Below are 20,824 nucleotides of genomic sequence, written 5' to 3'. Positions count from 1 at the left end.
TATGCGTCCCCTCAAATGGTTTTCGCCTATCGAATTTCTTAATAATAGTGTCCAATATGATTGACAAACCTACATTTTGAAAAAAAGTTATAAAAAAGGCAAAGAACATCAACGCCGCTGAACAAAGCTGGACAGCGGCGGATATTATGTGCTTGTAAAATTATATCAGGTGGCAATGATGAAATTCAGCTTGCCAAACGGATAGTTCACCGGGATACAGAATGCAGTGCCTGACAGGGCAAGCTCACCATTTTCCAAAAATTCCTGCGGTGTGAGTGTAAGTTCAACGCCATGCTCGTTTGACTCATTTACAACGAACAGACCGTCGTTTACGTTCAGAAATTCGCCTGCTGTAGCGTTTACAAAGTCATCGACCTCCGTGAAGCTCTCTTTGGCAAACCTCTCAGCGAAAGCCATATATGTCTTTGAATCTGTGGCAATGCAAGCCTCAGCGTTATATTTTCCATTTATTTTTTGGATAACGATATGTTCTGCTGCAAAATTCTTTATAACTGACGCTTCCATAGGAGTGAAATCGTCACCGATAAATCTGATAAGATTTTTGAAAAGCAAAGTAACATAATCAGTACAGATACGAGCATTTTCATCATTGTCAAAATGATAGAACTCATTGATAAGGTTATGTAGAGTTTCTGTTTGATTGTCTGAAATATCGTCGGTTATCTGATTTTCAGCCTTATAGTCTTTAAGTGCCTTTTCAAACTCAGCATTGGTAAGAGCACCGTTATTAACAAGGGTCTGACCCAGGAGCAGGTAATCTGTAGGCTGCTGAGCGAGAAGCTTTTCAACGTCGTCAGCGGTAACATAGCCAAGCTCCACGGCAAGGTCGCCAAAACGTTTATCGACACTCTGCTGAGTGATATTGACGTGCTCCACCTGCTCGGCTGTCATAAGACCAGCGTTTATAGCGAGAACGCCAAGGCGAAGTCTTGTATGTTTTTTAGCCTCGAAAGCCTGAGTAAGATCCTCAGCGGTGCATAGCTTATGGTTAAAGAGGTAGCCGCCAAAAAACTGCGCAAACATTTACAGTACCCCCTTTGCAACGTTCTCAAGAACTTTAAGAGCGTCATTATCAGCTATAGGTTTCTGCAAAAAGTCCACAGCTCCCGACTTAAGAGCGTCTTTCAAATGGCTCTGAGTACCAACAGAAGAAGCCATTATCACCTTAGCGTCAGGGTCTTCTGCTATTATCTGTTTGAGGGCTTCAATACCTGTTACCTTTGGCATGATGATATCCATGAAAACCACGTCAGGCTTGAACTCCTTATATTTGCTAACAGCCTCCTCGCCGTCGGCTGCTTCATAAACGGCTTTTACTCCAAATCCAGAAATAGACATACTGAGCTTTTTGCGAGCGAACATAGAATCGTCGCATATAAGCACTGTCATTTCATTTATATTCACGATAGATCCCTCCCGATTATTTTGCGGCAGCAGTTCCGTAATTGCCGATGACGGAGAAAATAATTTCTTTACTGCCTTGTTTTTAATTATATCATAAAATTCTCCAAAAGTCAAGAGTCGTTAAATATGTTTTATGTTGAAAATATACAAACAAGTAAATGCAGAATTTACTTGCAGTTTGCTTGACAAAATGAAAAAAGTATGCTATAATCATAATGTTATGTGCCGGTGTGATGGAATTGGCAGACGTGTCGGACTCAAAATCCGATGGTAGCGATACCGTACCGGTTCGACCCCGGTCACCGGCACCAGGAGAACAGGTTCTTGTATCGAGAGCCTGTTTTTTTATTAGTGTCCTCATTCTCTTCTGTTTCTGCTTCTCCACCAAGAGCATTGGCGATGACCTCGGCTTGACAGTGCTTTCAGACGAACGGAAACGCCCCTCAGAGCCGTCCGAGCCTGCGGAGCGGAAAACTAACCGTCTGAAAAGACCTGAGAAGTGCTTGTGTGAGCAAATCTCAGTTCTTTGTGAGTTATTCAGTTTCAAAAAGGGTATGCTGTCATTGTGGCGCGCGCCATAATGATGATACGGACTTGTGCGGAACGGTTTGCAGGTGTTCTAATAGACTACGGGCAAGCGGCACACATCAATATTGTGCCTTAACGAAATCTTAACACCGTAACCGTAATCTTAACAGCACTTTAACCGCTCATGTGATATAATAAAGCTATAATTTGAACGAGAGGTGTACGATGTTACATAAAAATAGAGTAAAAAACAGAACTCATATGACTTCATTTCGGGTCATCATTATCAGTTTCTTTTGCCTAATTCTGGTAGGTTCGTTGCTTCTGATGCTGCCTATTTCATCAAGGCAGCGGTGTGTGACTTCATTCCCTGATGCAATGTTCACAGCCGTTTCAGCTACCTGTGTGACTGGACTTGTTGTAAAGGATACTGCTACATACTGGTCTCTGTTCGGGCAGGCGGTCATTCTGATGCTAATTCAGATCGGAGGTATGGGCGTTATCACCGTCGGGCTTGCGATCATTAGAGCATCAGGGCGGAAAATCGGTCTGTGGCAGCGCAGTACGATGCAGGAATCCATCTCCGCACCGCAGGTAGGCGGTATTGTGAAGCTGACAGGCTTTATCCTTAAAACATCACTTATCATAGAGATGATCGGTGCGGCTTTGCTTGCACCCGTTTTCTGCAATGATCTTGGTTTCGCTAAGGGACTGTGGTATTCCTTGTTTCACAGCATATCGGCTTTTTGCAATGCAGGCTTTGATCTGTTCGGCATAAAAGAACCGTTCTCATCGCTGACCTTTTACCACAGCAACATCTATCTCAATATCATCATTATGCTGCTAATTATTACGGGAGGCATCGGCTTTCTCGTCTGGGGCGATATCGGAACACACAAGCACAGGATCAGGCGCTACTCTCTGCAAAGCAAGGTCGTACTGATGACATCTGCTGTCTTGATCGTTCTGCCTGCGCTGTATTTCTTCTTTTTTGAATATGACCATGGGACTATCCATGACCGGACGATCCATTCACTGTTTCAGTCTGTCACAACACGAACCGCAGGCTTTAACACAACTGATCTCGCTGCTATGGATGAATCAGGTACAGCCATTATGGTCATTCTTATGCTTATAGGTGGCTCTCCAGGTTCCACCGCGGGCGGTATGAAAACAACGACTTTTGCTGTTCTGTTACTTTCTGCGATCACAGTGTTTAGCCGCAGAAATGATGTGCAGTGCTTCAAAAGAAGAATATCAGACGAAACTGTCCGCAGTGCAGGCGCTGTTTTGTTTATGTATCTTGTATTGTTCTTTACAAGCGGTGTCATTATCAGCAGAGTGGAAAATCTACCGCTGCTGACCTGTCTGTTTGAAACAAGCTCAGCTATCGGTACTGTAGGGCTGTCACTCGGCATTACAAGCGGTCTGTCTGCTGTATCCCGTGTGATACTGATGATACTTATGTTTTTCGGGAGAGTCGGCGGACTGACACTCATTTATGCAGCTCTGCCGTCGGCGGACAGTCAGAATTCACGCTTACCGCTTGAAAAAATATCCGTAGGATAAGGAGTCTTATATATGAAAACAGTTTTAATTATCGGAGTAGGTCAATTCGGCAGTCACATTGCCAGACGCATGGAGGAGCTTCGGTGTGAGGTCATGGCAGTAGATGAAAATGAGAAGCATATCAACGATATCCTGCCTTATGTGACCAACGCAAGGATCGGTGACAGCACCAATGAGGAATTTCTCCGTTCGCTTGGTGTAGGAAACTATGATGTTTGTATCGTTGCCCTCGGCAGCCGGTTTCAGTCCTCTCTGGAAACAACGTCTTTGCTCAAGGAGCTGGGGGCAAAGAAAGTCATATCCCGTGCGACAAATGATGTGCAAATGAAATTCCTGCTTAAAAACGGAGCCGATGAGGTTGTCTATCCTGAGAAGCAGATGGCACTTCGCATTGCTACAAAATATGCATCAGACAGCATACTCGACTTTATTCATCTGGATAACAATTACTCGATCTACGAACTGAAAGTGCCGAAGGACTGGTTCGGAAAGTCGCTTTCACAGATCGATATACGAAAGAAATTCAAGATCAATATTCTGACGATCAAACGAGGAGAAGAGGTATTTATCCCTTCACCGGACACTGTAATTGAAACTGATGACATCGCATTTGTCATAGGTGAGGTTCGGGATATCCAGAAGTGTTTCAGAATCTAGGAGATGATCGTGTGAGAGATGTTCTGCTTGCACTGTCTGTAGGAGCAATGTTTCTCTACGGTTTTTATATTATGAAAAAAGTAGATGGATTCATCGAGGAGATACAAAAGAGCAGACGTGGACACGATCTGTCAGAAGATGATGTTGACGAACACAAAAGTGATATGTTATAATAACAAGGGTGATCCTTATGACTGCTAATTCTATAAAAAGTTCTAAAGCATTTTCTGTGTTCAAAGACTCCGCTATATGTATTGTGGTGCTGACAGCCGCAACACTTGCCGGATACGCATTCAAAGCCTTTCAACTTGCCGATGCGGACATTATCATGCTGTATATTATTGCTGTGCTTGTGATATCCATTTTTACATCAAAGATGTATTTCTGCCTGATATCATCATTAGTAGGAGTGATGCTTTTCAACTGCTTCTTCACCTATCCTGAGTTTTCTCTTTCAGTTCACGATGCAGGCTATCTTGTCACATTTGTGACGATGTTTATTACAGCGTTCATTGCAGGAACGCTTGCCAATAAGCTGAAACGCAATATCCTGATCGCCGAGCAGAATGCCCGTGAAAAGGAGGAGGCGGCACTTCTGGCGCAGAATGAACAGCTTAGAGCTGATATGCTCCGTTCCATATCCCATGATCTCAGAACACCGCTGACCTCCATATCAGGTAATGCCAGTACGCTCATTTCCGGCGGCGATACGCTTGATGAATCAGCACGTCAGCAGATATACACGGATATTTATTCCGAATCAATGTGGCTTATCGAAATGGTGGAAAATCTTTTATACGCTACACGAATTGAGGACGGCAGAATGCAGCTCAATATCTCGGTAGAGATACTTGATGACATTGTTCAGGAGGCTGTCAGACACACCAAACGCACTCACCCAAAGCGAAATATCATCGTTGATATGTATGACGAGATAATCCCCGTTATGGCAGATGCGAACCTTATCGTACAGGTCATAGTCAATCTTATGGATAATGCTGTCAAGTACAGTGATGAGGATTCTGATGTTACCGTCAGTGTGCGCCGAGAAAATGCGCATACTGTTGAGATATCCGTGTCCGATCACGGCACTGGTATCTCCGATGAAGAAAAAGAAAAGGTATTTGATATGTTCTATACGGGTGGCAGCCGTTCCTCAGACAGCAGAAGAAGTCTGGGGCTGGGGCTTGCACTGTGCAGGTCAATTATTACTTCACACGGCGGTACTATATCTGTCAGCGACAACATACCAAACGGTACGGTTGTCAGCTTTACTCTGCCAATAGGAGAGGTCGATCTAAATGAATGAATATCTTGTTCTGGTGGTGGAGGACGACAAGCCTATCAGAAATCTTATTACAACTACTCTTAAAATGAACGACTATCGCTTTATTACAGCTGTCAGGGGCAACGAAGCGATCATGCTCAGCGCTTCGCATAAGCCTGATATTATCATACTTGACCTTGGACTGCCTGATATTGACGGCGTTGAGGTGATAGAGCATATACGCACTTGGAGCGATGTTCCTATCATCATAGTCAGTGCAAGGAGCGAGGAAAGGGACAAGATAACAGCCCTTGACAAAGGTGCAGATGATTACCTGACAAAGCCTTTCTCTGTTGACGAACTTCTCGCAAGGCTCAGGGTGATACAAAGGCGGCTTATGAAGTCCGAAAACATCTCGGTCACGGAGTTTGTCAATGGCAGACTACGGATAGACTATGTTTCGGGCTGTGTTCACCTTGATGATGAAGAAATTCACTTGACACCGATAGAATACAAGCTGCTTTGCCTGCTTGCCAAGAATGTCGGCAAGGTGCTGACGCATAAGTACATTATCCAAAGTGTATGGGGAACTCCTGCGGATAACAGCGAAGCCTCCCTGCGTGTATTTATGGCTACCCTGCGAAAAAAGCTGAGTGACAGCAGTCAGGCGCTGATACAAACACATATCGGTATTGGGTATCGTATGATGAAATTATAGTTTTAGGGAGCAGTACAAAGCAGATACTTTATTTGATGATCTGTATCGCCTTCAATGGCTGAAAAAACAATTGAACTGATTTTTTCTAAAGGAAAAAATGGCAATGCCTTCCACTCACGGAGGACATTGCCCTTTTCCTTATGCTGTGATTATATCAGTCCTGAATCTCCTACATCATAGTTGCGATCCTGTATAATAAAACTTGACACATACAAAACAATCAAAGTATAATAAAAACAAGGGAGTGTGTCATCAAAGGAAACAGGAAAACAATATGATGAAGAGTTTAAAAAGAAGGCAATAAAGCTCGCAAAGGAGATTGGCACCTAGCTTTATGCCGCTGGGCGTATTTTTATTTGTATCGTGTATTATTTTACAGTTCACCTGCCCTAATTTGACAAAAGTACGTCAATGGGGTATAATGTAACCAGCGTTACGCAAATTAATTATAGGCAATACCACACAAGACAAGCCTATACCTATTATTATAGAAACGAGGTCATGAAAATGAGCGAGGAAAGAATACCTAAGAGAAGTGAAGTGCCTGAACAGTTCAAATGGGCACTGGAGGATATTTATGCCACTGACGAAAAGTGGGCGGAGGACTTGCAGAAGCTTAAGGCTATGCCTGAGAGAATAACGGCGTTCAAGGGCAGGCTTAGCGAGAGTGCTGACACGCTTTATGATTTTATGCAGCTTTCAGACGAGATATCTGTTCTTTGCGACAGCCTTGGCAACTATGCTCAAAGACGTTCTGACGAGGACACTGCAAATGCAAAGTATCAGGGCTTTCTCGGTCAGCTTATGAACGCTTATGTTGCAGTAAACTCAGCAGGAAGCTTTGAAACACCTGAGATCATTTCTATCGAGGAGGATAAGCTTCAGAAATTCTATGAGGATAAGCCTGAGTTGAAGCTTTATAAGCGTGCGCTGGACAAGCTGCGTCGCAAAAAGGCTCATATCCTCTCTGAGGCTGAGGAGAAGATACTTGCCCTGACTGGTGAAATGGGTCAGTCCCCTGAGAATATCTACTCTATGTTTTCTGACGCAGACCTGCGTTTTCCTGACGCTGTGGATAAGGACGGCAAGGCTCATCAGGTCACACACGGAAGCTATATACCACTGGTGCAGAGCGAGGACAGAGTACTGAGAAAGTCGGCTTTCGAGTCTATGTACGGCACATTTGACAAGTTCAAGAACACCTGTGCGGCAACACTGTCGGCGCAGATTAAAGCGGTGAACTTCTATGCAAAGGCAAGAAGATATGATTCAAGCCTTGAAGCCGCTTTGGACGGAACAGAAGTACCTGTTTCAGTGTACAAAAATCTTATTGAAGCCGTCCATGACAATATGCACTATATGTACGATTATGTTGCGCTGAGAAAGAAGCTTTTGGGCGTTGACGAACTGCATTTCTATGACCTTTATACTCCTGTTGTTCCTGACGCAGATATGAAGATAACCTTTGAGGAGGCTAAGGAAACCGTCTTGAAAGCCCTTGCACCTATGGGCGAGGATTACCTTGCGATACTCAAAGAGGGCTTTGAGAACCGCTGGATAGACGTTTACGAGAACGAGGGCAAAACAAGCGGAGCATATTCCGCAGGTGCAAGAGTTCACCCTTATGTGCTGCTCAATCATAAGGATACACTTAACTGTATGTTTACGCTGGCACATGAAATGGGTCATGCTATACACTCGTATCTTTCAAATAAAAATCAGCCTGTGGTATATTCAGATTACGTTATCTTCGTGGCAGAGGTAGCCTCAACTTGCAACGAGGCATTGCTCATGCAGTATCTGCTGAAAAATACCGAGGATAAAAAGCAGAGAGCGTATCTTATAAACTACTTCCTTGAACAGTTCCGTACCACACTTTACCGCCAGACAATGTTCGCAGAGTTTGAGCTGAAAATAAATGAAATGGTAGCGGCAGGGGAGAGTCTGACAGCCGAGGGGCTGAACGAGCTTTACGGCCAGCTAAACAAGCTTTATTTCGGTGACGGAATAGTGCTTGATGATGAGATAAAATTGGAGTGGGCAAGGATACCTCATTTCTATTATGACTATTATGTTTATCAGTATGCAACAGGCTATTCTGCGGCTATCGCACTTTCACAGAGGATATTGAAGTATGGCAAACCTGCGGTAAAGGACTATATAGGCTTCCTGAAAGGCGGCTGCTCAACTGACCCTATCTCATTGCTTAAGGGTGCAGGTGTAGATATGGCAACAACTCAGCCTATCAATGAGGCACTTGCAATGTTCGGAGAGCTTGTAAAGGAAATGGAAGAGGCAATGTCATAAGTGAGGAGTGAGGAATGAGGAATGAGCATAGCCGACCAAAGTTGTGCCCCCAACACCGAGCGTAGCGAGAGATAAAACGCAGGCTCAAGCCCGGCGCTAGAGGGCTTGTGGGGTCAAGGGGCAAAGCCCCTGCGGAGTATGAGGCAGAGCCTCATTCGGCGACAGCCGACTAAGCGGTGCAGAAAAGTAAAAAAGCACACAACAGTAAAAGAAATAATAAAGCGGTGTCGGAGAAAAAATCTCTGCACCGCTTTTTCCTATCCCATTAAACAAAGTAAAACCCGCAAAGAGCGTAGCGATTTTGCGGCGGAAGGAACTTGCCTGAATGAACAGTATGCCTTTACCACTTCTTATCTATATCTGCACAACGCATACCTATCTTCAACGCCCTCAGCTCAACATAACAGCCGCATAAAACGCACATTCCGTCCACAAGCTTGTCGCAGCCCTTGCAAAACGCCAAACGCTGATGATACTCTTCCTCTGATACCCTCTTGTCCTCAGGGTATGCCGCAATGTGCGAACGCATATCACGGAGAAAATCATTTTCGTCCATATCCTCCAACAGGCATTTTCTGCACTGAACCTTTGTTATATCACTCATAAAAATTTCTCCATTGTACAAAAAAGCGGACAGCTCAATGCCGTCCGCCTCGTTATCTTATTCTACAGAAATGATGTAGTAGTAAACAGGCTGACCGCCGTTTATAAGGTTTACATCAAGATTTGAGAACTTCGCAGCTACCTGCTTTTGCAGTGCCTCAGCCGCCTCGTCTGTAACGTCTGAGCCGTAAAGGATCGTGATGAATGAGCTGTCGCCCTTAACAAGCTTCTTTGTGAGCTTGTAAGCTGCCTTTGAAACGTCTTTTTCCACAAAGCTCAACTTGCCGTTTTCAATGCAGAGTATCTCGCCCTGCTTGATAGCGTGACCCTCATAGTCAGAATCCCTTGCCGCAAATGTTACCTGACCTGTGGCAACTCTTTCAAGTGCATTGGTCATTTCAATGCGGTTCGTATTGAAATCAGCGTCAGGGTCAAATGCCAGCATTGCTGACATTCCCTGCGGTATAGTCCTTGTCTGAAGCACGCATACCTTTCTGTCTGCAAGCTTAACTGCCTGCTCAGCCGCCATGATGATGTTCTTATTGTTTGGCAGAACAAAAACTGTTTCAGCGGGGCATGACATTATTGCCGCAAGTATATCCTCAGTGGACGGGTTCATGGTCTGTCCGCCCTTAACGATGCAGTCAACACCGATATCTCTGAACATTGACTCAATGCCGTTTCCTGCCGCAACTGCAACAAAGCCGTACTGCTTTTCAGGCTTTGCAGGAACGAACTCCTGTTTTGCTTCTTTCTGTCTGGCCTTGTGCTGGAGCTTCATATTTTCTATCTTTGGCAGATTGATGTAGCCAAATTCAAGACCCTTCTGTATTGCCTTACCAGGGTCGTTGGTATGAACGTGTACCTTTATTATCTCATCGTCCTCGACAACTACAACGCAGTCACCTATGGTTTCAAGATAAGCTCTCAGCTTTGATGAATCGTCAGCGTCAGCTTTCTTTGTGATTATCATTTCAGTGCAGTATGTGAAGTGTATCTCACAGTCATACTGACCAACAGTAGCCGCAAATGTGTCGACTGTTACCTGCTGTTTCTGTGCAGGAGCATCAGCCTTTACTATTTCGCCACCCTTGAATACATCTCTCATTGCTTCAAAGATAATGAGAAGTCCCTTGCCGCCTGCGTCAACAACGCCTGCCTTGGCAAGTGCAGGGAGAAGCTTTGGTGTTTCGTTCAGTGAAAGTTCAGCCTGTTTGCAAACTTCCTCCATTATAATAATAGGATCGTTTGTGGAGTGGAGCATTTCTCTTGCTTTCTCCGCAGACTCTCTTGCAACTGTCAGGATAGTTCCCTCTGTAGGCTTCATTACGCTCTTGTATGCTCCTGAAACGCCCTGTTCCAGCGATTCAACAAGTTCGTTCGCACCCATTTCCTTTTTGCCTGCAAGTCCTTTTGCAAAGCCTCTGAAAATAAGCGAAAGTATAACGCCTGAGTTTCCTCTTGCACCTCTAAGAAGTGCAGAAGCTGTTGTGCTTGCAACAACTGAGCAGTCTGTATCGTCGCTGAGATTTTCAAGCTCTGCTACGGAATTTGTTATAGTCATTGACATATTAGTTCCTGTATCTCCGTCAGGTACTGGGAACACGTTAAGCTCGTCAACTGATTTTTTCTTGTTAGATATGCTGTGTGCGGCACTTATGACAGCGTCACGCAGCAAGCCTCCGTTTATCACTATAGTTTTCCTCCTATACTGTTATAGATATCCTAGGACGTTCAGCCTTTCATTTCGTCAACGTAAACGTTCACAGATTTAACGTTGACCCCTGCCTGCTCTGTCAGAACATAATTTACCTTGTGAATGATGCTGTCAACGATAGCTCCGACATTTATGCCGTAGTTCACAGTGATGTGCAGGTCAACGATAAGCTCGTCCCCGTCCTGACGGATTATAACGCCCTTTGTGGTGTTCTCTTTCTTTAGCATTGCAGAAACGCCCTGTTTTGCACCATAGGCGTTAAGTCCTGCCACGCCGAAACAGCTTTCGGCAGTATCCGAGATAAGCTGTCTGAGATATCCGGTGGATATACCTATAGTCCCTATATGGTTGCGAAACTTTATCACAGAAAACAACTCCTCTTGATCGTGGCAGGATCACAAGCTTATTTCTTATGCCGCCACATAATAATTTATTTTATTATATCATAAACATTTGACTTTTGCAATAGGTTTTCGCTCTTTTATACACCTGTCAAATTTATCCCAGAAGCCATTTTGCGGCTTCCAGAGGCGTTTCGGCTATATACACCGCACCTGCCTTTGAAAGCTCCTCTCTTGTGCCGTAGCCGTAAAGCATACCGATACAATCTATACCAAGAGCTTTTGCACCAAGCACGTCATGATGCCTGTCGCCTGCCATTATCACCTGTGAGCGGTCATTAATTCCGCAGTTTTTCAGAGTGTGCACGATAACGTCCGCCTTTACGCTCCTAGAGCCGTCAAGCTCCGCACCGCCTATGTAGTCAAAATACTGTGCAAGGTGAAAATGCTCCAGTATCTTTACAGCAAAGACCTGCGGCTTAGAAGTCGCCACCGCAAGGTGAAGCCCAGCCTCTGACAGCTTTTTAAGACATTCTTCAACGCCGTCATAAACACGGTTTTCGAAAATGCCCTTGGTGGTGTAATATTCACGGTAGTATTTAACAGCCTGCTCGCATTTTTCATCATCAAAGCCGTAAAAATCCCTGAAAGAGTCTTTCAGCGGCGGGCCGAGAAACTTTGTCATCGTGCCCATCTCAGGCTCTATGCCGAACTTTTTCAGTGCGTATACAGCCGAATTTATTATGCCCTCGCCCGACTCAGTAAGCGTGCCGTCAAGGTCAAAAAGAACATATCTGTAATTTTTCATGTCATTACCTCACATAATACAATATATCAATTGCTATTATAACGCAAAACAGCTTATTTGTCAAAGAAAATGGGCAATTACGCACAAAAAATCCTGCTGAAATACGGCATTTAGCTCATTGACAAAAATATTGTTATAAGTTAAAATTAAAAAGGCGGTTTGTGTCAAAACGTACCGCAAAGAAGTGTTTTCCATTTATATGGGAAAAGAAAAAATATGAATGAGGTGTTATATTGAAACTTATTTTTGATGTTTCAGACAAGCCAAAGGCTGGTCAACTGGTAGTGTTTGCACTTCAGCAGATGTTGGCTATCCTTGCGGCGACCATCGCTGTGCCGCTTATTATCGGCAACGGTCTTACTCCTGCGGCTGCAATGTTTGGTGCAGGTGTGGGAACTATAGTTTATATCCTTTTTACAAAAAGAAAAAGCCCTGTGTTCCTCGGTTCGTCATTTGCCTTTTTAGGCTCTATGGCAGCGGCCTTTGCAGGCGGCGTTTCAATGCAGCTTGGCATGCTTGGACTTATCGTCGGTGCATTCCTTGCAGGACTTGTGTATGTCGTTATCGCAATAGTAGTAAAATTTGTTGGAGTAGGCTGGCTCAATAAGCTCATGCCTGCGGTGGTAATAGGACCGACCGTTGCTATAATCGGACTTTCCCTTGCAGGAAACGCTATCGGCGACCTCGTCAAGGGCGACGTAACAAAGCAGGTAACAGAGTATGCAGTCTCCACCGACAGCGGCACACCTGAGATAATCGAAACTGTATCCAACGTGCCTGTAGGCTCGTCATATGTGGCTCTTATCTGCGGACTTATCACCCTTGCAGTGGTAATGCTTTGCTCAACATATGGCAAGAAAACACTCAGACTTATACCTTTTATAATCGGTATCCTCGCAGGCTATGCAGCCGCAGCGATCTTCACTGTTATCGGCAATATATGTGATATTGACGCACTTAAAATAGTAGATTTCAGCGTTTTCAGCAGCTATATGCTCACAGACGGCAGCGTTTCACTGAAAACATTTGTTAGCCTGCCGGACTTTGCATTTGTTTCAGGTCTGAAAGGTCTTAAAGAGTTCGACTTCTCATATTTTGCAACTATATTTGTAGCCTATGTGCCAGTTGCACTTGTTGTTTTTGCAGAACACGTTGCTGACCATAAAAACCTTTCTTCTATTATCGACCATGACCTCCTTGAAGAGCCTGGTCTTACAAGAACGCTTCTCGGCGACGGTGTAGGTTCTATCGCAGGCGCACTGTTCGGCGGCTGTCCGAACACAACATACGGAGAGTCCGTTGCCTGCGTTGCTATCACGGGAAATGCTTCTGTTGTAACTATCTTTGCGGCAGCAATAGGCTGTATGCTGTTTTCGTTTATCACTCCGCTTGTTGCGTTCGTTGATTCTATCCCTGCCTGCGTAATGGGTGGCGTTTGTATCGCTCTTTACGGCTTTATCGCAGTTTCAGGTCTTAAAATGATACAGGACGCAAACCTTGACGACAACAGAAATCTCTTTGTTGTGTCCGTTATCCTCATTGCAGGTATCGGCGGTCTGACACTCACATTCGGTGATATAACACTCACAGAAGTAGCGGCAGCGCTTATCCTTGGCATTCTTACAAACGTTATGCTCTCAAAGAAAAAAGGCAACGCAGCCAAGAAATAATTATAACAAAATTGCAGAGGCGAACAGTGTTCGCACGTTACTGCACACAAAAAATGCGAATTTATAAATCATTACGAAAGGAAATCGGAAAATGGGAAACGTAAATATCATCAATCACCCGCTTGTAAAGCACAAAATAACGCTTATGCGTGACGAAAAGACAGGAACAAGAGAGTTCCGTATACTTGTGGAAGAGGTCGCAATGCTCATGGGCTATGAGGCTATGAGAGATCTTCCAACAGAGGACGTTGAGGTGAAAACACCTATCACCACAAGAAAGCTCCCTATGCTCTGCGGCAAAAAGCTTGCTATCGTGCCTATCCTGAGAGCAGGCCTTGGCATGGTAAGCGGACTTCTTGCACTCGTTCCGTCTGCAAAGGTCGGTCATATCGGTCTTTATCGTGACGAGGTCACACACGAGCCTCACGAGTATTACTGCAAGCTCCCTGATAGAATAAACGAGCGACTTGTTATTGTCTGTGACCCAATGCTTGCGACAGGCGGATCTGCGATACAGGCTGTTGACTTTTTGAAAGACAAGGGCTGCAAGAACATCAAGTTCATGTGCATAATCGCTGCTCCTGAGGGTCTTGACGCTCTGAGAACGGCTCACCCTGATATCGACATTTATGTAGGCAACCTTGATGAAAAGCTCAACGAGGACGCTTATATCGTTCCTGGTCTTGGCGACGCAGGTGACAGGATCTTCGGCACAAAATAATGGTCTTATACTAATACTCGCTGCTTTGTTTTTTGCAACAGAGCGGCGAATTTTTGTTTTATTCACTAAAAAAACTTTAAAAAGTTCCTTCAATTTCAGTTGTTAAAATAATTGAAACTTATTTCCGTTGATGATATAATTCAAATGTAGAAATATAGAACAAAATAAATAAACAGGGCGAACTCATGTAAAAAAATATATTATGAGGATACATCCTAATAAGGAGATAAAAATGTTTGTGAAGAAAACCGGTCGATTTTTTGCGGTCACAAGCATGATCGTGTGCTGCTGTTGCACTGCAACTGTGTTTATCTCATACATAAAACGCAGTAACATACGAATGCTTTGTCTTGGACCATTTTTCCTTGCGGCGGCGATAGTGTTGTATATTGCTCTGAAACGCTGTGAAAAGAAGTTTACCAAAAAGCGTGTCAGGCTTATATTTGCTTTTTTCTGCCTGATTTTGCTTGCATTGCAGATATTGTTTGTGCGTTATCTTCATTACAATTACGAAATGGTTGACCCCAAAATAACAGGGGAGTTCGCAAAACGCTTTGTCATGGGTGAAGATCTTGGGAGCATCAAAGAAAGCTACCGTATTTATGCTGCAAAATACCCTAACGCATGGGGCATGATATATTTGCAGATACCCTTCTTCGCCTTATGGAAGCTTTTCACCGGCGGCGTGAGCATCTATGCGGGGCAGACCTTTAACGTAATTCTTATTCAACTTAGCGTAATAATGACCTTTCTCACAGGGGAGAGGATATTCAAACTTAACAGCCAAAGGCTTTTTTGCGGCATTATTTCGGCACTTATGCCTGTTATGCTGCTTTATACGCCGTTTTTTCATTCTGACACAGCAGGCATGATATTTGTAAGCTGTACTCTTTATTTTCTGACCCTTGCGGTGAAAGAAAAAAGCAAAACCAAAAGCGTTGTCTATGCTCTTATAGCAAGCCTTTTTATCGCACTTGGAAACACTGTCAAGGGAAGCATTGCAGTAATGCTGATTTCAGTGATGATATTTTTTGTGCTGAAAATGGGTGTAAAAAGGGGAGCTATACTGAGCCTTGCGGCTGTTATGCTGTTTATTGGCGTGTCAAAGGCGGCATACTATGGCGGTCTTGCCATGGGTATCTCTGATGAAAAAATGGTAGACAGATATCGTTTCCCTGTTACACACTGGATAATGATGAGCCTTAACAGCGAATACAAGACCCACGTTGACGAGGACGTTGACTTCACTATGTCATTTGATACATATGACGCCAAAAAGCAGGCGAATATCCGGGAAATAAAAGCCCGCCTTGAAAACATAAGCACCCCTTATGAAGCCTGCAAAATGGCTTATCACAAAGTCGCCAGAACGTGGGACAGCGGTGGTTTTTCCTATGGCAAATATCTCTCACGCTCCGACCCCTCAGGTGGTTTGCGAGAGGTATTGAACAGTCGCTTGCTTGGTAGCTATGTAGACGGCTATCACAGTGCAATGCTCATAGCAATGGCGTTTGGTGCAGTTTATGCCGCTGGCAAGCGTCGCCACTCTGCTTTGTTTTTCAGCATAGTGACTCTCACGGGAGTTATACTCTTTTTCCTTATATGGGAAAATCCACCTAGATATATCGTCACATTTATCCCCGTGATAATGCTTCTTTGCACTGCAGGAGCAAGATTTATCACAGCGATTATTTCACGTCTTTGTAAGCGTGTGAGTGCTTCAAAATAAGATAAAAAAAGGCCTCTTATGTTTTTCCATAAGAGGTCGATTTTTTTTATTGTGTAACATCAAGATAGAACGCAGGGTTCAATATATAACCCTGATAGCGTATCTCAATGTGCAGGTGGTCGCCTGTTGAAAAGCCGGTCGAACCCATTTTGCCGATAACGTCGCCTTTTTTCACCTCGTCGCCTATCTCTACATCTACCTCTGTGAGATGTCCGTAAAGGGTAATGAATTCGTTGCCGTGGTCGATGATAACATAGTTTCCATAACCGCCGCCACAGCCGCAGGACTCCTCCTTGCCGTAGTCATGCGTGCAGGTGGTGTTTATCTTTATGACCTTGCCACTGCATGAAGCGTGAATAGGCGTGCCATGAGCCGCAGGAATGTCAAGTCCCGTGTGATATGAGCCCCATCGTGCGCCCACGCCTGATGATACGGAGTAAGACCCCGGAACAGGCCATGCGAAGTAGTAATCAGGCTCGGTATCTCCAAGCTTTTCGCCCTTGTCAAGGCGGTCATTTATCTCCTTGTGAAGCTCCTCAAGCTTCACATCTGCAAGTGCCATTGTGGCGGAAACTTCGTTATCTCTTGCTGTTCCGCCTGAGCCTGACGATTTCAGTATGCCGGAAAGGCTGCCCTCAAACTGCTCACGCTCCGCCTCATAGGCTTCGTTCTGCTCTCTGAGCTTCTTCTGCTTAGCTTTAAGCTCCTGCTGTGTTTTGGTACTGGAGCGGTAAAGCTGACTGAGCATATCTTTCTGCTGTGTATACTGTGTGTACTGAGCGTCATACTCGGCTTTCTGCTTGTCAAGGGTCTTTTGCATATCCTCATATTCAGTTTTGAGTTTTATAAGGTTATCAATGATAGTGTCATCATGGTGTGCCACACGCTTTATAAGCTCTAATCTCATGAGTATGTCATAAAAGCTGTCTGATTCCAAAAGCATTGTGGTGTAGCTGTCCGACCCTGCGATATACATTGCCCTTAATCTTTGTTTAAAGTCCTCTATACCCTTGTTTATCTCAGCCTGCTTCTTATCGATATTTCGCTGATTGGTGTTTATCTGAAGCTCCAGTGCGGTCATGTAAGAGTTGAGAACGTCTATTTCGTCATTTATAGAATCTATCTTTTCTTTCAGAAGCTTCTGCTTTTTCTCGCTTTTCTCAATGTCCTCATCATATTTGTCGAGCTGTTCGTTTATTTCCGTCTGCTTTTTTGATAGCTCTCTAAGCTGTTCTGCATACTGTGTGATGTCAAAACCTGTTGACTCCTCCTGAGAATTATCGTCATTTTCTGTTTGTTCATCGCTTTGCTGACCTCCGTCAGCCACAGAATCAGTATAGTTATAGTCCTCCCCCTGCGAGCTTTCAGTGTCCGCTGAGGTTATCTTCAAAGAAGAATTGTAGCTGCTTCCTGCAATACCAGCGGTAACAGCGAATGCGATAATGAAAGTGAGAATACGTTTTAAGCTGTAAAGCCTGTTCATGAAATAAAAGACTCCTTTGGTTGTGGGGCAAGACCTTTCGGCATTGCCTGTTTATACATAATTTGACGGATTCTGTGCCACGCCGTTCAATCGCACCTCAAAGTGCAGGTGGTCGCCAGTTGAATATCCTGTTGAGCCGACAATACCCAGAACGTCGCCCTTGTTGACGTGCTGACCCTGTGTTACGCTCATATACTGTGAGTGACCGTAAAGGGTCCAGTAGCCGTTGCCGTGGTCGATTATGCAGTAGTTTCCATATCCACCGCCACAGCCGCATGAGCCGTTCTTGCCATAATCGTGTGTGCAGGTGTTGCTGACGAGTATAACAGTACCCTCAGCGGCAGCGCATATCTTTGCGCCTCTTATTCCAGGAGACCAGATGTCGATACCCTTGTGATAAGCGCCCCAGCGCCAACCCACGCCGTAGGAAATATGATAATAACCCGGCACAGGCCATGTAAACTGGCTCTTGTCGGTATAATTGTAGTCACCGTTATTGGTAGAAGATTGACCGCTGTTAGAGGTGTTGCCGTTTGCATTAGAAGATGAAGAATTGCCGTTATTATTCTGCTGTTGCTGCTGTTGTCTACGTTCTTCTTCCTCTCTTCTCTTACGTTCTTCCTCTTCTTTTTTCTTACGTTCCTCTTCTTCCTTCTTTTTGATCTGCTCCTGCTCCTTGTAAAGCTTCTGGAGCTGTGCCTCGAAGTCTTCCTGCTCCTTGTTTATCTGCTCCTTATTGGCTTCATAAGCCGCCTTATCTTCCTCAAGCTGGTCGATAACAGCCTGACTTTTTGCATAAAGGTCGTCAAGCTTTTTCTTCTGCTCAGTGTGATAGGCCTTTTGTTCCTCAAGGGTAGCTTTGTTAGTTTCAAGTTCAGTCTTGTTGGCTTCAAGCTCTGCTTCCTGAGATTCATACTCGCCTTTAAGTTCAACAAGTCCGTCGATCATGGTGTTGTCATGGTCAGCCACTCTTTTGACAAGCTCTATTTTCATAAGCATATCATAAAAGTCCGTCGAACCAATAAGAATATCGGTGTATGAACTATTTCCGGCAACATACATTGCTCTAAGACGTTGTTTGAAGTCAACAACGCCATTTTCTATCTCAGTTCTCTTGTTTTTTATTTTTATTTCGCTCTTTGCGATAGCCTCTTCAAGGTCGGCTATCTCAGTTTCAAGGTCAGTGATAGAATCCTCAAGGGTCAGTATAGTTTCCTGAACAGTTTCTATCTGCTCTTGGATCGCTTTCTGATTTTCTTCCTCCTTGGAGATATCGTCCTTTGTGCTGTTTATCTGCTTGTCAAGGTCAGCCTGCTTTTGTTCAAGCTCGCTTATTTTATCCTTGGCAGAGGATATTTTTTTCTTGTTGTTCTTTATTGCCTGACTTTCTGCAGAAGCGTTCTGTGCTGTCATGACCGGCTGTGTGCCGCCTGCAAGCATTGTCATGGAAGCGACTACGGCGATAGTGAAAGCCAATACTCGCTTCATTGTGAATATACCTGTTTTCATACCTGTCCTCCGTCTTAAAAAAGACCATTTTTACACGTTTTTATCTTTCTCTAACGCATTATCCCGCACGTTCTCTCTTTTTTATCTCTTGTCAGGATATGCTTTAAACTGCAACAAAAGGCAGTCTAAAAACCCCGTTGGATCATAGCCTGCCTTATGTCTATATTTGGCAAATGTATTATACTTTAAGATGCTTGCCTGTGCTTATAGAAGTACCCACCGCACCGATAACAGCGCCTGCGATAAGATAAGATGCTGCAACAGGGAGCAAGAGGGATTTGAACGAATACAAATTCTGAACACCGAGAATGCTCCAGAGCTTGAAGTCATCATTGAAGATGTTGTAAATTCCCTCGTAGGCAAACTTTGTGAGCAGCAGTGCGCCTGCGGCTGCAAGCAGACCAACTATCATACCCTCGATAAAGAAAGGTATCCTGATAAAGCTGTTGGTAGCGCCTACATATTTCATGATGTTGATCTCTTTACGTCTTGCGAAAACGCTTGCTCTGGTGGTATTTGAAATGATTATTAGACAAACCACAACAAGTGCCACAATGACCGCAAAGGCAACTATCGTAAATACTCTTCTGATACTGATAAGGATATCAGCAAATGCTGTAGGGGACTTTGTTGAGTCAACATTGTCAAAGGTCTCTATCTGAGTGGTTGTTTCGCTCATCTTCTCGATATCCTTGACCGTTACCTTGTAAGTGTCAGGCAATGGGTTATCATCGGCATACTGGAAGAAATCCTTTTCCTCGTCTGTCATGCCCTTGAGCATATTTTTCCACGCTTCGTCCTTTGAATAAAGGCTCACAGTGTTGATATTTCCGACCTCTTTGAGCTTGTTCTCAAGGGTCTGCATATCAGCCTGACTTGTGCCGTCCTTTACGATAACGATGACTTCGCTCTTGTCCTCGATACCGCCGATTATTCTTGTAAGGTTAATGGAAACCAGCACTGATGTGCCTACCATAAGCAGGGAAACGAGCAGGATACAGAAAGAGGCGAACGTCATCATTCTGTTTTTCCAAATGCCCTTGAAGCCTTGATTTATAAGATATCTAAAACTACTTGCTTTCATTGGAGCCTCCTATCACTTCGTCAAAGGCGATCTGACCTTTGTTGATGTTGATAATTCTGCCTCCGAAATAGCGCACAAGGTCATGCTCGTGGGTAACCATAAGAATGGTAGTGCCGCACTCGTTTATGCCCTTGAGAAGCTCTACTATCTCATATGAAAGCGCAGGGTCGATATTTCCTGTCGGCTCGTCGGCAATGATGAGCTGTGGGTCGTTTACAAGTGCCCTTGCAAGTGCCACACGCTGCTGCTCACCGCCTGAAAGCTCGGTCGGATAGCTTTTCGCCTTATCGGAAAGTCCCACAAGGCTTATAACATATGGAACACGGCTTCTTATGTACTTTGCAGGAGCGTCGATCACTCTCAGCACGAACGCCACGTTCTCATAAACTGTCATTGTAGGGATAAGTCTGAAATCCTGAAAAACAACGCCGATAGTTCTGCGAAGGGCAGGTATCTTTCTTCTTCTCAGCTTTTTCAGATTGAAGCCGTTTACCATTACTGTACCGCTGGTCGCATCTATTTCTTTAAGAACCAGCTTGATAAGTGTTGATTTTCCGGCGCCTGAAGGACCTACCACGAAAGCGAAGTCGCCGTCGTTTATCTTCAGGTTTACTTTGTTCAGAGCGTCCACACCGCTTGAATAGGTAACGGACACGTCTTTAAACTCTACCAAAATTTACACCGCCTT

Annotated in this window: 19 protein-coding genes and 1 tRNA gene; 10 read left to right on the top strand and 10 right to left on the bottom strand. The window is 44.4% G+C overall.

All coding sequences use genetic code 11. The annotated features are described in order from the left end of the window. Positions 1 to 165: 165 nt before the first annotated feature. Both AB5123_RS09190 and AB5123_RS09185 read right to left on the bottom strand, forming a co-directional pair. The gene (locus tag AB5123_RS09190) at positions 166 to 1,044 is read right to left on the bottom strand and encodes a chemotaxis protein CheX (protein ID WP_022288655.1); all 879 of its coding nucleotides are present in this window, start codon (positions 1,042 to 1,044) and stop codon (positions 166 to 168) included. Further along, a complete protein-coding gene (locus tag AB5123_RS09185) occupies positions 1,045 to 1,425 on the bottom strand; it encodes a response regulator (RefSeq protein WP_038671146.1) in 381 nt (126 codons plus the stop codon). A gap of 224 nt (positions 1,426 to 1,649) precedes the next feature. Between AB5123_RS09185 and AB5123_RS09180 the strand changes: the two genes are divergently transcribed. The 7 genes from AB5123_RS09180 to pepF all read left to right on the top strand — a co-directional run bounded on the left by AB5123_RS09180 (position 1,650) and on the right by pepF (position 8,471). After that, a tRNA-Leu gene (locus AB5123_RS09180) sits at positions 1,650 to 1,736 on the top strand. Between the two features lie 442 nt (positions 1,737 to 2,178). Beyond that, positions 2,179 to 3,522 carry a TrkH family potassium uptake protein gene (locus AB5123_RS09175; protein ID WP_081855938.1) on the top strand — a complete coding sequence of 448 codons (1,344 nt, stop codon included), beginning with the start codon at positions 2,179 to 2,181 and terminating at the stop codon, positions 3,520 to 3,522. Positions 3,523 to 3,534: 12 nt separating this feature from the next. Beyond that, positions 3,535 to 4,179 (top strand): TrkA family potassium uptake protein, encoded by a 645-nt coding sequence (locus AB5123_RS09170; protein WP_022288652.1) that lies wholly within the window; start codon positions 3,535 to 3,537, stop codon positions 4,177 to 4,179. Between the two features lie 11 nt (positions 4,180 to 4,190). Then, positions 4,191 to 4,352, top strand: a complete 162-nt coding sequence (locus AB5123_RS09165; RefSeq protein WP_256321372.1) for a hypothetical protein — start codon at positions 4,191 to 4,193, stop codon at positions 4,350 to 4,352. Positions 4,353 to 4,369: 17 nt separating this feature from the next. Then, the gene (locus AB5123_RS09160) at positions 4,370 to 5,488 is read left to right on the top strand and encodes an ATP-binding protein (RefSeq protein WP_337812603.1); all 1,119 of its coding nucleotides are present in this window, start codon (positions 4,370 to 4,372) and stop codon (positions 5,486 to 5,488) included. Continuing rightward, the gene (locus AB5123_RS09155; protein WP_022288650.1) at positions 5,481 to 6,164 is read left to right on the top strand and encodes a response regulator; all 684 of its coding nucleotides are present in this window, start codon (positions 5,481 to 5,483) and stop codon (positions 6,162 to 6,164) included. The genes AB5123_RS09160 and AB5123_RS09155 overlap by 8 nt, the downstream gene beginning before the upstream one ends. Positions 6,165 to 6,671: 507 nt before the next feature. After that, a complete protein-coding gene (gene pepF, locus AB5123_RS09150) occupies positions 6,672 to 8,471 on the top strand; it encodes an oligoendopeptidase F (protein WP_038671156.1) in 1,800 nt (599 codons plus the stop codon). 340 nt (positions 8,472 to 8,811) lie between these two features. On the opposite strand, the gene AB5123_RS09145 is transcribed toward pepF, so the two are convergent. The 4 genes from AB5123_RS09145 to AB5123_RS09130 form a co-directional block, all read right to left on the bottom strand. Then, positions 8,812 to 9,075, bottom strand: coding sequence for a DUF6171 family protein (locus tag AB5123_RS09145; protein ID WP_038671158.1), 264 nt, complete (start codon positions 9,073 to 9,075; stop codon positions 8,812 to 8,814). A gap of 57 nt (positions 9,076 to 9,132) precedes the next feature. Continuing rightward, complete coding sequence (locus tag AB5123_RS09140; RefSeq protein ID WP_022288647.1) at positions 9,133 to 10,767, bottom strand: DAK2 domain-containing protein; 1,635 nt, start codon at positions 10,765 to 10,767, stop codon at positions 9,133 to 9,135. Positions 10,768 to 10,808: 41 nt separating this feature from the next. Continuing rightward, a complete protein-coding gene (locus AB5123_RS09135; RefSeq protein WP_022288646.1) occupies positions 10,809 to 11,156 on the bottom strand; it encodes an Asp23/Gls24 family envelope stress response protein in 348 nt (115 codons plus the stop codon). Between the two features lie 133 nt (positions 11,157 to 11,289). After that, a complete protein-coding gene (locus AB5123_RS09130) occupies positions 11,290 to 11,940 on the bottom strand; it encodes an HAD family hydrolase (protein WP_195387889.1) in 651 nt (216 codons plus the stop codon). Between the two features lie 233 nt (positions 11,941 to 12,173). Between AB5123_RS09130 and AB5123_RS09125 the strand changes: the two genes are divergently transcribed. From AB5123_RS09125 to AB5123_RS09115, 3 genes are all read left to right on the top strand, one after another. Next, positions 12,174 to 13,610, top strand: coding sequence for a uracil-xanthine permease family protein (locus tag AB5123_RS09125; RefSeq protein WP_195551304.1), 1,437 nt, complete (start codon positions 12,174 to 12,176; stop codon positions 13,608 to 13,610). Between the two features lie 91 nt (positions 13,611 to 13,701). After that, positions 13,702 to 14,331 carry a uracil phosphoribosyltransferase gene (gene upp / locus AB5123_RS09120; RefSeq protein ID WP_038671163.1) on the top strand — a complete coding sequence of 210 codons (630 nt, stop codon included), beginning with the start codon at positions 13,702 to 13,704 and terminating at the stop codon, positions 14,329 to 14,331. Positions 14,332 to 14,563: 232 nt separating this feature from the next. Further along, entirely contained in the window at positions 14,564 to 16,060 is a 1,497-nt protein-coding gene (locus tag AB5123_RS09115; RefSeq protein WP_368364725.1) for a glycosyltransferase family 39 protein, read from the top strand. Between the two features lie 46 nt (positions 16,061 to 16,106). On the opposite strand, the gene AB5123_RS09110 is transcribed toward AB5123_RS09115, so the two are convergent. The 4 genes from AB5123_RS09110 to ftsE all read right to left on the bottom strand — a co-directional run bounded on the left by AB5123_RS09110 (position 16,107) and on the right by ftsE (position 20,809). Continuing rightward, on the bottom strand, positions 16,107 to 17,543 hold the full coding sequence (locus AB5123_RS09110; protein ID WP_337812599.1) for a peptidoglycan DD-metalloendopeptidase family protein: 1,437 nt from the start codon (positions 17,541 to 17,543) through the stop codon (positions 16,107 to 16,109). Between the two features lie 51 nt (positions 17,544 to 17,594). Next, complete coding sequence (locus AB5123_RS09105; protein WP_243128167.1) at positions 17,595 to 19,052, bottom strand: murein hydrolase activator EnvC; 1,458 nt, start codon at positions 19,050 to 19,052, stop codon at positions 17,595 to 17,597. A gap of 178 nt (positions 19,053 to 19,230) precedes the next feature. Continuing rightward, complete coding sequence (gene ftsX, locus AB5123_RS09100; RefSeq protein ID WP_022288639.1) at positions 19,231 to 20,136, bottom strand: permease-like cell division protein FtsX; 906 nt, start codon at positions 20,134 to 20,136, stop codon at positions 19,231 to 19,233. Beyond that, on the bottom strand, positions 20,123 to 20,809 hold the full coding sequence (gene ftsE / locus AB5123_RS09095; protein ID WP_022288638.1) for a cell division ATP-binding protein FtsE: 687 nt from the start codon (positions 20,807 to 20,809) through the stop codon (positions 20,123 to 20,125). The genes ftsX and ftsE overlap by 14 nt, the downstream gene beginning before the upstream one ends. Between the last annotated feature and the right edge of the window lie 15 nt (positions 20,810 to 20,824).

Source organism: Ruminococcus sp. RTP21204st1_B2_RTP21204_210225, assembly GCF_040914135.1.
GTDB classification, from domain to species: Bacteria; Bacillota; Clostridia; order Oscillospirales; family Ruminococcaceae; genus Hominimerdicola; species Hominimerdicola aceti.
The sequence above is the reverse complement of the archived record's forward strand: the minus strand, read 5'-3'. Positions and strand labels throughout refer to the sequence as shown.

Excerpts from the sequence above, each read along its gene's own strand:
- AB5123_RS09105 (WP_243128167.1), bottom strand. The coding sequence starts at position 19,052 with ATGAAAACAGGTATATTCACAATGAAGCGAGTATTGGCTTTCACTATC.
- AB5123_RS09170 (WP_022288652.1), top strand. The coding sequence starts at position 3,535 with ATGAAAACAGTTTTAATTATCGGAGTAGGTCAATTCGGCAGTCACATT.
- upp (WP_038671163.1), top strand. The coding sequence starts at position 13,702 with ATGGGAAACGTAAATATCATCAATCACCCGCTTGTAAAGCACAAAATA.
- AB5123_RS09145 (WP_038671158.1), bottom strand. The coding sequence starts at position 9,075 with ATGAGTGATATAACAAAGGTTCAGTGCAGAAAATGCCTGTTGGAGGAT.
- AB5123_RS09175 (WP_081855938.1), top strand. The coding sequence starts at position 2,179 with ATGTTACATAAAAATAGAGTAAAAAACAGAACTCATATGACTTCATTT.
- AB5123_RS09130 (WP_195387889.1), bottom strand. The coding sequence starts at position 11,940 with ATGAAAAATTACAGATATGTTCTTTTTGACCTTGACGGCACGCTTACT.
- AB5123_RS09110 (WP_337812599.1), bottom strand. The coding sequence starts at position 17,543 with ATGAACAGGCTTTACAGCTTAAAACGTATTCTCACTTTCATTATCGCA.
- AB5123_RS09160 (WP_337812603.1), top strand. The coding sequence starts at position 4,370 with ATGACTGCTAATTCTATAAAAAGTTCTAAAGCATTTTCTGTGTTCAAA.
- AB5123_RS09190 (WP_022288655.1), bottom strand. The coding sequence starts at position 1,044 with ATGTTTGCGCAGTTTTTTGGCGGCTACCTCTTTAACCATAAGCTATGC.
- ftsX (WP_022288639.1), bottom strand. The coding sequence starts at position 20,136 with ATGAAAGCAAGTAGTTTTAGATATCTTATAAATCAAGGCTTCAAGGGC.
- AB5123_RS09155 (WP_022288650.1), top strand. The coding sequence starts at position 5,481 with ATGAATGAATATCTTGTTCTGGTGGTGGAGGACGACAAGCCTATCAGA.
- pepF (WP_038671156.1), top strand. The coding sequence starts at position 6,672 with ATGAGCGAGGAAAGAATACCTAAGAGAAGTGAAGTGCCTGAACAGTTC.
- AB5123_RS09115 (WP_368364725.1), top strand. The coding sequence starts at position 14,564 with ATGTTTGTGAAGAAAACCGGTCGATTTTTTGCGGTCACAAGCATGATC.